The organism is Streptomyces sp. HB132 (assembly GCF_016909575.1).
In the GTDB taxonomy this organism is placed as follows: domain Bacteria; phylum Actinomycetota; class Actinomycetes; order Streptomycetales; family Streptomycetaceae; genus Streptomyces.
In genome coordinates, this window is the sequence record NZ_JAFBGA010000024.1 from 26,238 (window position 1) to 38,201 (window position 11,964).

The 11,964-nt window shown below is 70.6% G+C and carries 11 protein-coding genes; 6 read left to right on the forward strand and 5 right to left on the reverse strand.

Annotated elements, in window-relative coordinates; all coding sequences use genetic code 11:
* Positions 1 to 83 precede the first annotated feature (83 nt).
* From JOC24_RS31465 to JOC24_RS31490, 6 genes are all read left to right on the forward strand, one after another.
* Positions 84 to 1,451, forward strand: a complete 1,368-nt coding sequence (locus JOC24_RS31465) for an ABC transporter substrate-binding protein (RefSeq protein ID WP_205023854.1) — start codon at positions 84 to 86, stop codon at positions 1,449 to 1,451.
* Positions 1,452 to 1,499: 48 nt separating this feature from the next.
* Positions 1,500 to 2,501, forward strand: a complete 1,002-nt coding sequence (locus tag JOC24_RS31470) for a carbohydrate ABC transporter permease (protein ID WP_205023855.1) — start codon at positions 1,500 to 1,502, stop codon at positions 2,499 to 2,501.
* Positions 2,498 to 3,373 carry a carbohydrate ABC transporter permease gene (locus JOC24_RS31475; RefSeq protein WP_205023856.1) on the forward strand — a complete coding sequence of 292 codons (876 nt, stop codon included), beginning with the start codon at positions 2,498 to 2,500 and terminating at the stop codon, positions 3,371 to 3,373. The genes JOC24_RS31470 and JOC24_RS31475 overlap by 4 nt, the downstream gene beginning before the upstream one ends.
* A 35-nt stretch (positions 3,374 to 3,408) precedes the next feature.
* A complete protein-coding gene (locus JOC24_RS31480) occupies positions 3,409 to 4,437 on the forward strand; it encodes a hydroxyacid dehydrogenase (protein ID WP_205023857.1) in 1,029 nt (342 codons plus the stop codon).
* Complete coding sequence (locus tag JOC24_RS31485) at positions 4,434 to 6,335, forward strand: DUF2264 domain-containing protein (RefSeq protein ID WP_205023858.1); 1,902 nt, start codon at positions 4,434 to 4,436, stop codon at positions 6,333 to 6,335. Before JOC24_RS31480 ends, JOC24_RS31485 begins: the two co-directional genes overlap by 4 nt.
* Positions 6,336 to 6,820: 485 nt before the next feature.
* Positions 6,821 to 7,486: a fascin domain-containing protein gene (locus tag JOC24_RS31490; protein ID WP_205023890.1), complete on the forward strand. Its 666-nt coding sequence runs from the start codon at positions 6,821 to 6,823 to the stop codon at positions 7,484 to 7,486.
* A 247-nt stretch (positions 7,487 to 7,733) separates the two neighbouring features.
* Here JOC24_RS31490 and JOC24_RS31495 read toward each other — a convergent pair whose 3' ends face one another.
* The 5 genes from JOC24_RS31495 to JOC24_RS31515 all read right to left on the reverse strand — a co-directional run bounded on the left by JOC24_RS31495 (position 7,734) and on the right by JOC24_RS31515 (position 11,917).
* Complete coding sequence (locus JOC24_RS31495) at positions 7,734 to 8,375, reverse strand: LutC/YkgG family protein (RefSeq protein WP_205023859.1); 642 nt, start codon at positions 8,373 to 8,375, stop codon at positions 7,734 to 7,736.
* Positions 8,372 to 9,916 (reverse strand): lactate utilization protein B, encoded by a 1,545-nt coding sequence (locus tag JOC24_RS31500; protein ID WP_205023860.1) that lies wholly within the window; start codon positions 9,914 to 9,916, stop codon positions 8,372 to 8,374. The genes JOC24_RS31495 and JOC24_RS31500 overlap by 4 nt, the downstream gene beginning before the upstream one ends.
* Positions 9,913 to 10,680, reverse strand: coding sequence for a (Fe-S)-binding protein (locus JOC24_RS31505; RefSeq protein WP_205023861.1), 768 nt, complete (start codon positions 10,678 to 10,680; stop codon positions 9,913 to 9,915). Before JOC24_RS31505 ends, JOC24_RS31500 begins: the two co-directional genes overlap by 4 nt.
* A gap of 144 nt (positions 10,681 to 10,824) precedes the next feature.
* Complete coding sequence (locus JOC24_RS31510; RefSeq protein ID WP_205023862.1) at positions 10,825 to 11,556, reverse strand: FadR/GntR family transcriptional regulator; 732 nt, start codon at positions 11,554 to 11,556, stop codon at positions 10,825 to 10,827.
* An 82-nt stretch (positions 11,557 to 11,638) separates the two neighbouring features.
* The gene (locus JOC24_RS31515; protein ID WP_205023863.1) at positions 11,639 to 11,917 is read right to left on the reverse strand and encodes a DUF3040 domain-containing protein; all 279 of its coding nucleotides are present in this window, start codon (positions 11,915 to 11,917) and stop codon (positions 11,639 to 11,641) included.
* Between the last annotated feature and the right edge of the window lie 47 nt (positions 11,918 to 11,964).

An 11,964-nucleotide genomic window follows, 5' to 3' on the forward strand; every position in this document is an offset into this window, starting at 1 on the left:
TTCTTTTGATCGATCTATTGACCCCTATCGATCAGCCGATCAGTATTCCCCGTGTCTCGAATCAGGAGCCGCGGGAGGCGCACATGCCTGGTCGACAGAGCCGTCGATCCGTGCTCGCCACGATCGCCGCACTGCCTCTGACAGGCGCGCTCAGCGCCTGCGGAGGTGGTGGCGGAGACACACGATCGGGCGGTACGAGCAGTACCGGAACAAACGTGAGCAGCAGGACCGGCAGGAAGACGCGGATCACCTTCTGGTCCGCCCTGCGGGGCAGTCAGGAGGTCGTGGACGCGTTCAACCGCAGCCACGACAGCGTTCAGGTCGACTACCAGCAGGTCCCTTCGGGGGCCCAGGGCGGTTACGCCAAGCTCAGCAACGCGGCCCGGGCCGGAAACGCCCCGGACGTCGCCACCATCGAGTACCCGCAGGTCCCGGGCTTCGCCATCGACGGGGTCTGCCGTGACATCACGGACCTGGTCGGTGAAGGGCTGCGCGCCAAGCTGCTGCCGCAGGCGCTGGGCCTGACCACCTTCGAGAAGCGGGTGTTCAGCGTCCCGCTCGACATAGAACCCATGGTGCTGCACTACCGCACCGACCTCTTCGAGCGGTACGGCCTGACCGCCCCGCGCACCTGGGAGGACTTCGAGGACGCGGCGAGGTCCGTACGCCGCAGGGGCGGTGACCGTCGGATGGCGCTCTTCCCGACGGACGGTGACACGCATCTCGCCGCGTTCGCGTGGCAGGCGGGGGCCCAGTGGTTCGACACGTCGGGCGGCGCCTGGAACGTCTCGCTCGCCGACGCGCCCACCCGGCGCGTGTCCGCCTTCTGGCAGCGTCTGACCGACCAGGACCTGGTCTTCATGAACGCGGTGGAGAGCCGGCAGAGCGATGTCCAGATCGGAAACGGCCTGGTGCTCAGCAGGCTCAGCGGCGCGTGGGACGCCGGAGCGCAGATGAAGGCCCGTCCGGGCCAGAAGGGCCGGTGGGCTCTCGCACCGCTCCCCCAGTGGGATCCGGCCGACCCGGGCGTGGGGACGCACGGCGGCTCGACCTTCGCGATCACCAAGGACAGTGCGCATCCGGAGGCCGCGATGGAGTTCATCGAGTGGCAGGTATCGCACGCGGACGCGCTGCGTGCCCGGCTCTCCAGCGGCGCGAGCAGTCAGTATCCCGCCGCGCCCGGGCTCGTCGACGTGGGGCGCCGGGCCTTCGACCGCGCCTACTACGGCGGCCAGGACATCTACACCCTCTTCGAGCAGGAGGCCCGCAAGATCCGGCCGGGCTGGACCTGGGGCCCCCGGATGACGGCGACCGGCAAGCTCATGAAGGACGGGCTGGCGCGGGCGAGCGGAGGCCAGGGTTCGATCCTCGGAGCGGTCCGGGCCGCCCAGGACGGCACCATGCCGGACCTCAAGGCCCTCGGTCTCTCCACCACCCGGCGCTCCACCTGAGCGGTGGTCCGCACCCCGTTCCCAGCAGCAGAGAGGCAGGTGACACCCATGACCAGCACCACTCCCGTGTCCGTAGCCGCGGAAGCCACCGCCCGGCCGTCACCGAGGAGTCCGGCCGCCGCCGCGCCGGCACCCGGATCCCGCAGATCCGCCCGGCGGCGTGAACTCGGCGCCTGCGGCGTCCTGATGACGCCGTTCTTCGTCCTACTGGTGACCGTCTTCCTGATCCCGGTCGCTACCGCCGTCTATCTGAGCTTCTTCAGCGACGACCAGCCCGGCCTCGGCTTCGGACCCGAGCGGACGGTCTTCGCCGGGCTCCGCAACTACGCCGCCGTACTGGCCGACCCGACCTTCCTCGGCGGTCTCGGTGTCGTCGCCCTGTACTGCGTGGTCTACATCCCGCTGATGGTGATCGGCGCCCTCGTGCTGGCGCTGCTGCTGGACTCGGGCGTGGTCCGCCTGCGGGGCACCGTCCAGCTCGCGCTGTTCCTGCCGCACGCCGTCCCGGGGATCATCGCGGCCCTGATCTGGCTGTACCTCTACACGCCGGGTATCAGCCCGGTCATCGACCTGCTCGGCAGGGCCGACATCACCATCGACTTCCTCGGGGTGCACACGGTCCTTCCGTCCATCGTGAACATCGCCCTGTGGAGCAACCTCGGCTACAACATGGTCGTGTTCTACGCCGCCCTGCAAGCGGTCCCCCGCGAGGTGATCGAGGCGTCGGTCGTCGACGGCGCGGGCCCGGTCCGCACCGCCCTGCAGGTCAAGGCCCCGTTGGTGCGCTCCTCGATCGTGATGGTCGCGATGTTCACCCTCATCTTCGCGCTCCAGCTCTTCACCGAACCGATGCTGCTGAGCCAGTCGACCCCGATGATCAACTCGCGTTTCTCGCCCAGCATGTACATCTACGACGCCGCCTTCACCCGCAACAACTACGGTCTCGCGGCAGCCGCCTCGGTCATCCTGCTCCTGTGCACGATCGCCCTCTCCTACGGCGTGACCCGCTGGACCAACCGCGCCAACGCTGCCGAGGAGGGCGCCCGATGAGCGCGTCGCCCCTGTCCCGCCCGGCCTCACCCCTGCGGCCACGGCTCCTGGGCCGCTCCGTCGTCAATCTCGTGGTCCTCGTCTCGGTGCTGTACACCCTGCTGCCGGTGCTCTGGCTGGTGCTCGCCTCCGCCAAGGACAGGGACGCCCTGTTCAGCAGCGACTTCCTGTCGCTGACCGACTTCTCCTTCGTCCAGAACATGAAGGACCTGTTCGCCATGGACGGCGGGCTGTACGGCCGCTGGTACGGCAACAGCCTGCTGTACGCGGTGCTCGGCGCGGCACTCGGCGCCCTGATCAGCATCGCGTGCGGCTACGCCTTCGACAAGTACCGCTTCGCGCACAAGGAGAAGCTGTTCGGCCTGGTGCTGGCAGCCGTCATGGTGCCGCAGACGGTGCTTGCCCTGCCGCTCTACCTGATGGCTTCCGGCACCGGACTCGTGAACACCTTCTGGGCCGTCTTCATCCCCGTCCTGTTCAATCCGTTCGGGGTCTACCTCGGCCGGATCTTCAGCCAGGGCTATGTGCCCGACGAGGTGCTGGAGGCCGCGAGGATGGACGGCGCGGGCGAACTGGCCGCCTACTTCCGGGTGGCGCTCCGCATGCTGGGGCCTGGGCTGGTGACCATCTTCCTCTTCCAGCTCACGGCCATCTGGAACAACTTCTTCCTGCCCATGGTGATGCTCTCCGACCAGGACCTGTACCCGGTCAGCCTCGGCCTGTACTCATGGAACAGCTCCGCGTCCGTATCGCCCGAGTACTACCCGGTCGTCATCATGGGCTCGCTGCTCGCGGTGGTGCCCCTGATCCTCGCCTTCGCCCTGCTCCAGCGTTTCTGGCGGTCCGGACTGACGGCGGGCGCCGTCAAGTGAGGGCTGTCCCACCCGGACCACCGCACAGGAGAACCATGCCCAGCACTCCCCCCGCACACCGCCGGCCGCGCGCCGCGCTCGCCATGGGAGCGGATGCCGCAGCCGCGGTCCTCTCCCCGGACTCCCTGGCGGCGCTGGCCGAGGTGTGCGCCCTCGCCCCCGGGCCCGCGATCGACGACTTCGCGACCGAGGCGGCCCGTGCCGTCCTCGCCGACACCGAAATCCTGATCACCGGCTGGGGATGCCCACCGGTCCACGCGGGCGTCCTGGCCTCCGCGCCGTCGCTGCGGGCCGTCGTGCACACGGCGGGCACCGTGCGCGGCCATGTCACCGACGCGTGCTGGGACAGAGGCATCGAGGTGTCGTCGGCCGCGGCGGCCAACGCGCTGCCGGTCGCGGAGTACACCCTCGCGATGATCCTGCTGTCCGGCAAGCGGGTCCTGGAGCGGGCCCGCGACCACCGGGCCACCCGCGTGCGCGACGCCTGGCTCGCCACCCCGCCCGACGTGGGCAACTACCGCCGCACGGTGGGCATCCTGTCGGCCTCCCTGATCGGCCGACGGGTCATCGAACTGCTGCGCCCCTACGACCTGCGGGTGCTGCTCCACGATCCGTACGTCTCGGACGAGGAGGCCGCCGTGCTCGGTGTACGCCCGGTCCCCCTGACCGGGCTCTTCGCGGAGAGCGACGTGGTCAGTGTCCACACACCGCTGCTGCCCGCCACCACGGGTCTGGTCAGCCGCGACCTCCTCGCCTCGATGCGGCCCGACGCCGTCCTCATCAACACCTCCCGGGGTGCGGTCGTCGACCAGGACGCCCTGACCGACGTGCTGCGGGCGGAACGGATCAGGGCGGTGCTCGACGTGACCGACCCCGACCCGCTGCCGTCGGGCCATCCGCTGTGGGACTGCGACAACGCGCTCATCACCCCTCACCTCGCTGGATCCCAGGGCAACGAACTGCGGCGGCTCGCCGATCTGGCGGTCGGCGAGGTCGCCCGCTGGGCCGCCGGCGACGGTTTCGCCCATCCCGTACGACGCGAAAGGCTGGCATTCCTCGCATGACCTCCCTCTCCTTTCCGCTCCCCTCCGACGACCGCGCGACGAGCCCGTACACCGGCTACACCCGGGCCCACTGGGAAGCGGCGGCGGACGGTCTGCTGGACGCCGCCTGGAAGTGGGCCACCCCGGGCCGGGCCCTCCTCGACCTGCCGGGCCGCCCGTCGAGGTCCGGGGTCAGGTCCGACGGTTTGGAGGGCTACGCCCGTACGTTCCTCACCGCCGCGTTCCGGGTCGCCGGCGCGGAGGGCAAGGACCCGCACAACTGGCTGGAGCGGTACGCCGACGGGCTCACCGCCGGTACGCGTACGGCGGGGCGGGGCGACGCCGAGTCCTGGCCGCTGATCCTGGACCACACCGTGTTCGGCCAGCCGATGGTGGAGTCGGCGTCGGTGGCGATCGGACTGCGGCTGACCCGCCCCTGGCTGTGGGACCGGTTGGACGCCGCCACGCAGGACCGGGCGGAGGAGTGGTTGCGCGGCGCCCTGCGTCACACGCCCGCACCCAACAACTGGTACCTCTTCCCCTTCTCCGTCGCCGGCTTCCTGGAGTCGGTCGGCCGGGGCGACGCGGAGACGGCCCGGGCCAGGCAGCGGGCGCTCGACCTGCTGGAGGTCTGGTACCGCGGCGACGGCTGGTACACCGACGGGGACGGGCGCGCCTTCGACCACTACAACGGGTGGGCGCTGCACCTGTATCCCGTACTGGACGCGTACCTGTCGGGCGACGCGGAACTGTCCGCGCACCACGGCGCGCGGTTGAGCGAGCATCTGGAGAGCTTCTCGCTGATGTTCGGTGCGGACGGCGCCCCGATGCACTTCGGACGCTCCCTCACCTATCGCTTCGCTGCGGGCGCGGCGGTCGGGATGGGCGCGGTGTCCGGCCACACGCCCCTGGCGCCGGGCGTGTCCCGCCGGCTGGTCAGCGGGTCGCTGCGGTACTTCCTCGAGCACGGTTCGGCCGGGGACGACGGTCTGCTGAGCCTCGGCTGGCACGGTCCGCACGACGCGACGCTCCAGGTGTACTCCGGTCCCTCGTCGCCGTACTGGGCGTCCAAGGCCTTCGTCGCGCTGCTCGCCCCGGCGGAGCACCCTCTGTGGACGGCGGAGGAGGAGGCCGCCCCGAGCGAGGGCCCGGACCAGGTGCTGTCGCTGCCGTCGCCGGGGCTGCTGGTGCAGTCGACGCGGGCGGACGGCATCGTGCGGCTGCACAACCACGGCAGCGACCATGTCCGTCCGCACGAGGGCGAGACGGCGGACGTGTCGGACCCGCTCTACGCGCGCCTCGCGTATTCGACGGCCACGGGTCCCACGGCGTCCGCGAACACCGCGGACAATCACCTCTCGCTACGGGTCGGGGGCTCCCGCAGCAGCCGTGTCCGCATCCGGCCGCTGGGTGCGGGCCACGGCGAGGGCTGGGGCTGGGCCGCGTCCTGGCACTGCCCGGTCTTCCCGGACGGCCCGCCGACCTGGCCGGGACTGCGGGTCGAGAGCGTGACCGTCGTCCGGGGCCGGTACGAACTGCGGGCCCACCGCGTCCTCGGCGCGCCGGCCGGTGCGCGGGCCGAGCAGACGGGCTGGGCCACGGACCCCGGGGGCCCGGTGTGTTCCACGCTGCACGGGCTGCACGGCTGGGCGGAACCGGAGGACGTACGGGCCCCGCAGGGCACGGCGTTCACCCGGTGGGCGGTGCTCCCACGGCTCGGCGCCGAAGTGGAGGGGACTGAACTGCTGGTGGCCCTCGCGTCGCTGACGGCGGAGCGGGACGCGGCACCGCTCTCCACGGTGGTGAGCGGGGTGAACGTGGACGGGGACACGATCGAGGTCGCCTGGGCCGACGACGGTTCGACGACCCGCATCGGTTTCGCCCCCTTGGAGGTCACCCACGGGTCTCCGATGACCTGACCAGGATGCGACGACAGTCGGCGGCGGCCTTCCGACGGTGCCGCCGACTGCTCCGGCGCGAGGGAAGGGCCTCGGGCAGCCGGAGGCCGGGCGAACCTCGGGCGGCGGAAACGGAAAGCGTCCCCCACATGAACGGAGAACTGCGGAATCAGCAATGCAGTGCGATCTTTACGATTACCTCGCACTATCCCCTCAATTTCTTTCCGCAACACACGTCACACAGTTACGCTGAGGCCGTTCCGCCGACTGGCGCAGCGACTGCCGAAACGCCCGGGGAGGGGCGTGGACAGCGGTTCTCGGGGGGTGTGAAGAATTCGGAGACGGCCTCGCCCTGCGCGGGAGCCGGTCGGCGATCAGCGATATGCATCGATGCCGTTTTGTTCATTCGACGAATCTGCTGACGAGGCGACCGGGCACCGTCACCGAATCCTTTTCGCAGGCCCCGGAATTCTTTTGACGACGAGTGAGGATGACCTGTGCGACGCATCATGTCCGTTGTTCTGTCCCTGAGCGCCCTTCTGGCGGCTTCCGCGCTGGCCTCGCCCGCGGCCAGAGCCGCACCGCGGGCCGACGGACCGGCCGCAGTGCCCAGTGGCTGGGAGGCGGTGGACGGCACCGCTCTGACACGCATCACCGGGGAGGCGGGCGCCCGCAAGGCCCCGTTCACCGCTGGAGACGGCGTCTCCGCCACGGCTGCGGAGCCCGAGCTCCTGGCCCTGCAGTCGGCCCGCAACGGACAGTTCACCGCGACCGAGGTGAACTACGCCGCCCCCCACACCGGTGCACTGCGGGCCCGCTCCGCCACGATCGGGGGCGCCTGGGAGGGCTTCGCCTTCGAGTGGGACGAGGCTTCGGCGACGTACGCCCTGAAGTCCCTGGCGAACAACCGTTATGTGGCGGTCGAGAAGAACTACACGGGCACGGCACAGAACGTGCTGCGCGCCCGTTCCACGAGCGCGGGCGGCTGGGAGCGGTTCGTCCTGTACTACAACGAGCAGCTCGACCGCTGGGCGATCCAGTCCACGCTGAACGGGCTCTTCGTCGCCATGGAGAACGGCTACACCGGATCGCTCCAGTACGCACTGCGCGCGCGTTCGACCGAGATCACCGGCTCCTGGGAGGAGTTCGCCCTCTACGATCTCGGCGCCTGACGCACGGCCGGCCCCTGGTGCCCCCGAGAAGCGCGGGCACCAGGGGCCGGAGCCTGAGGGCCGTCCCGTGATCCCCGTTGGATCAGCGCGCGGCGTCAGATGCGGTGCGTCGCATGCGGAGGGACATACGCACCCCGGATGCATTCGGGCGCTCTGACGACGCGGCGGGGTGCCGTGGCTGTAGTCGTGCCGGCCAGGGATCACGGGCACCTCAGGCGTCGTGCCCGCCAGGGATCACAGGCAGACCTCAGGCGTCGGTACGGATCACCACCGCGAGGTTGCGGGGGCCGTGGACGCCCTCCACGCGCTCCAGTTCGATGTCGGACGTGGCGGACGGACCGCTGATCAGGGTCGTCGGCCTCTCCGGGACCAGCCGGGCCACCGCCTCCGGGACACCTGCCACGACCGAGGACAGGTCGACGACGCAGACGTGCAGGTCGGGGACGAGGGACAGTGCGCGCCTGCCCTGGTCGGGCGATCCGTCCAGGAAGATCGTGCCGGTCTCGGCGCAGCTGACGGCGGAGGCCGTCACCACGCCGTCCAGCGCGTCGAGGCTGGGTGCGGGGATGTCCGCCGAGTCCCGCTGGACCTCGCCGTCGTAGGCGATGAGCCATTGTTCGTCCAGCCCGTCCGGGACGCCGATCCTCCGGGCGCCGCACTCACGCAGGATCCCGGCGATCACCTCGGCCGTGCGGTCCCCGGTGCATGGGTGGACCTGTGCCTTGTAGTCGGTCAGCCGACCGGTCAGGAGCTCGAGGCGTTCGCCGTCCGGGAGGGTGCGGCCGGTGCGGTAGGCGCGGGGGACCGCGGTCTCGGGGGTGGGTGCGAGGGCCAGGGCGTCCCTGATCCTGCCGAGCACCGTCTCCCGTGCGGTGGGGGTGGCGGTCACTGCTCCTCCTCGGGGGTCTCGGTCGTGAGCCGGGCACCTTCGCCGGCCGCTGCCCTCATCGCCTCCGCGCCTTCGGCCGAGGCCAGCCAGGAGCGGAAGGACTGCTTGGGCGGGGCCGCGGTGTCGCGGCTGTCGCTCCATCCGCTGAGCGGGGCGGGCAGGCGTGAGATCGTCCCGTCGCGACCCCCGACGGCCCTTGCGAGGGACGCCGCCTTCTGCGCCGCGGTGAACAGCTTCGGCCTGCCCATCACTCCGGCCGCGGCCTTCATGGCGAGCTTCTCGGCCGTGGTGCCGGACTGTTCGGTGTGCTGGTGCCGCAGCTCCACGAGCATCGACGGGATGTCGATCTTCACGGGGCAGGCGTCGAAACACGCGCCGCAGAGGCTGGAGGCGTACGGCAGCGAGCCGTTGGGGTCGTCCTTCGCCGCGTGCATCCCGGCGAGCTGTGGCGTGAGGACCGCGCCGATCGGGCCGGGATACGTCGATCCGTAGGCGTGGCCGCCGGCGCGTTCGTACACCGGGCAGACGTTGAGGCAGGCCGAGCAGCGGATGCAGTTGAGCGCCTCGCGGCCGATGGTGTCGGCGAGTGCGGCGGTGCGGCCGTTGTCGAGGAGCACGAGGTGGAAGTCCTGCGGTCCGTCGCCGGGGGTCACTCCGGTCCACATCGACGTGTACGGGTTCATCCGCTCGCCGGTCGAGGAGCGCGGCAGCAATTGGAGGAAGACCTCCAGGTCCTGGTAACGCGGCAGGACCTTCTCGATGCCCATCAGGGTGATGAGGGTGTCGGGCAGGGTCAGGCACATCCTGCCGTTGCCCTCCGACTCGACCACGGCGAGCGTGCCGGTCTCGGCGATGCCGAAGTTGGCGCCGGAGACCGCCACCTTGGTCGTCATGAACTTCTCGCGCAGGTAGGCGCGGGCTGCTGCGGCGAGGTGCGCGGGCACGTTGTCGAGATCCGGGTCGACGCCCGGGATCCGGTCGAGGAAGATCTGCCGGATCTCGTCGCGGTTGCGGTGGATCGCGGGCACCAGGATGTGCGAGGGCTTGTCGTCGGCGAGCTGCACGATGAGCTCGGCCAGGTCGGTCTCGTGCGGGGTGATGCCGGCTGCTTCGAGGTGCTCGTTGAGGCCGATCTCCTGGGTGGCCATCGACTTGACCTTGATGACGTCGCTGCTGCCGGTCGCCCTGATCAGCCGGGTGACGATCTCGTTGGCCTCGACGCCGTCGCGCGCCCAGTGGACCCTACCGCCGCGCTCGGTGACCTTCTGCTCCAGTTGTTCCAGCAGTTCGGGCAGCCGGTTCATGGTGTCGGTCTTGACGGCCGATCCGGCGTCGCGCAGCCGTTCCCAGTCGGGGAGTTCACCGGTGACGTCGAGGCGCTTGGCCCTGATGGTGCGCGTGGCCCTGCCGAGGTTGCGGCGCAGCTGGTCGTTGCGGAGTTCGTCGTGGGCCGCCTCGGGGAACTTCCGGTCGCCACGCAGATTTCCCGTTCCGTACGGGGAACGGGGCGGGGCGGCGGGCATGCCGAGGAACGTGCTCATCGGGCGGCCTCCATCAGGGCGTACGGCGCGGTGCGGGTGGATCCGAGGATCTGGGCGAGATGCAGGGTGCGCGTACCGGACCTGATGCGGGACAGCCCGCCTCCGATGTGCATCAGGCAGGAGGAGTCCCCGGCGGCGCACACGTCGGCCTTCGTCCCGGAGATGTTGCGCATCTTGTCCTGGAGCATCGCGGTGGAGGTCTCGGCGTTCTTGACGGCGAAGGTACCGCCGAAGCCGCAGCAGGAGTCGGCCTCCGGGAGCTCGACCAGGTCGATGTCCTCGACTGCACGCAGGAGCGCCAGCGGCTTGTCACCGACCCGGAGCATGCGCAGGGAGTGGCAGGTGGGGTGGTAGGTGACACGGTGCGGGAAATACGCGCCGACCCGGGTGACACCGAGGACGTCGACGAGGAGCTCGGAGAGCTCGTACGTCTTGGCCCGGACGGTGGCCACCCCGGCGCGCAGCGCGGCGTCGCCGTAGCGCTCGGCGACGAGCGCGTGCTGGTGGCGGACCGACCCGGCGCACGATCCGGACGGCATGACGACCGCGTCGATCGAGGAGTCCCCGAACTGCTCGGCGAAGTTGCGTACCAGCGGAACGGGTTCACGTTGGTAGCCGGTGTTGACGTGCATCTGGCCGCAGCAGGTCTGGTCCGGCGGGAAGACCACGTCGTGGCCGAGGCGGGCGAGCAGCACCGCGGTGGATTTCACCGCCTCCGGGAAGAGTGTGTCTCCCAGGCAGGTGGCGAAGAGTCCGATACGCATGGGGCCTCCTCGTATTTATGGTCCGACCATACTAGCCTCGGTCCGAGTCGGGAAGCCTCCGCGCACGGGGGAGGGAAAGCCGAACGGGAGCGGGGACGGTGCGTGCGCGCACCGTCCCCGCTCCCGTTCGGCGGCAGGCGTCCCCTACGGGGTGTCGTTCCCGTCGACCAGCGTTCCGTGCAGACCACGGATGTGTTCCTCGACCAGGTCGGCCGCCTCGCCGCCCCGCCCCTCGCGCACCAGTCGCAGAAGCCGCGCGTGCTGGTCGTTGAGCGCGCCCGCCGTCGCCGGCCAGTCGTCGGCCTCTTCGAGGGCCCGCAGGATGAGCGGGCGGACGGATTCGCGTACCGCGGACGTCAGCGTGGACGTCAGGGCGTTGCCCGAACTTCCGGCGATCAGGACGTGGAAGCGGGTGTCGAGGTCGTTGAACTCGGCCACGCCCACATCCGGCACCCCCATCCGCCGGACGAGCTCCCCCGCCGCGTCGAGGTCCTCGGCCTTGGCGTGCCGGGCCGCGGCCTCCCAGCTAGACCGCTCGAGCACGACACGCGCCTCCAGCACGTCGTGCAGGCCGTAGCTGCCGAGCGCGAAGTGCAGGCGCAGCAGACGGCCGAGCGCGTCGTCGGGGTTACGCACGATGCGCGCACCGGAATCCGGCCCCCTGCCGGGCTGGGCGACCAGGACACCGATGGTCTCCAGCACCCTGAGCGCCTCCCGCAGCGCGGACCGGCTGACGCCGAGCACCGGCGCGAGCTCCCGTTCGGGCGGCAGGCGGTCGCCGGCCTTGAGCTCCCCGGCGAAGACCCGCTCCTCGATGGTCTGGAGCACGAGCTCATGGGTGCGGGACTGCCGTACGGGTTGCCACTCGACGGGCATCCGCTACTCCCTGTTCCGAGCGATACACATGAGCCGACTATGTCACACAGGACATGTGGTCGGACCAAAGCCCGGAAGCGCCTCAGCGAGGCCGCGGCACGCCGCCCCGCGGCCTTCGCCGCTGCGGGTCGAGGAGCTGTCCCGCCATCCCCGCCACGACCAGCCCGGCCGCGATCAGAAGGCCGTGACCGATGAAGATGCCGGCCAGCAGGCCGACGACGCCGACGGCGAGCCACAGCCAGGTCGTGGGACCGGGGCGGAATCCGCGCGAAGCGTTGCGCTCCGGGGTGCAGGCGCGTTCGGGGTCGTCGCTGCGGAGCCGGTCCTCGAAACCGTGCAGCCGCTCGTCGTAGTGGGGCATGGTGACTCCCTCCCGGATCGGATGGACCAGTCGGATCAGAATCCTTC

Excerpts from the sequence above, each read along its gene's own strand:
- JOC24_RS31480 (WP_205023857.1), top strand. The coding sequence starts at position 3,409 with ATGCCCAGCACTCCCCCCGCACACCGCCGGCCGCGCGCCGCGCTCGCC.
- JOC24_RS31510 (WP_205023862.1), bottom strand. The coding sequence starts at position 11,556 with ATGCCCGTCGAGTGGCAACCCGTACGGCAGTCCCGCACCCATGAGCTC.
- JOC24_RS31470 (WP_205023855.1), top strand. The coding sequence starts at position 1,500 with ATGACCAGCACCACTCCCGTGTCCGTAGCCGCGGAAGCCACCGCCCGG.
- JOC24_RS31515 (WP_205023863.1), bottom strand. The coding sequence starts at position 11,917 with ATGCCCCACTACGACGAGCGGCTGCACGGTTTCGAGGACCGGCTCCGC.
- JOC24_RS31505 (WP_205023861.1), bottom strand. The coding sequence starts at position 10,680 with ATGCGTATCGGACTCTTCGCCACCTGCCTGGGAGACACACTCTTCCCG.
- JOC24_RS31475 (WP_205023856.1), top strand. The coding sequence starts at position 2,498 with ATGAGCGCGTCGCCCCTGTCCCGCCCGGCCTCACCCCTGCGGCCACGG.
- JOC24_RS31465 (WP_205023854.1), top strand. The coding sequence starts at position 84 with ATGCCTGGTCGACAGAGCCGTCGATCCGTGCTCGCCACGATCGCCGCA.
- JOC24_RS31485 (WP_205023858.1), top strand. The coding sequence starts at position 4,434 with ATGACCTCCCTCTCCTTTCCGCTCCCCTCCGACGACCGCGCGACGAGC.
- JOC24_RS31500 (WP_205023860.1), bottom strand. The coding sequence starts at position 9,916 with ATGAGCACGTTCCTCGGCATGCCCGCCGCCCCGCCCCGTTCCCCGTAC.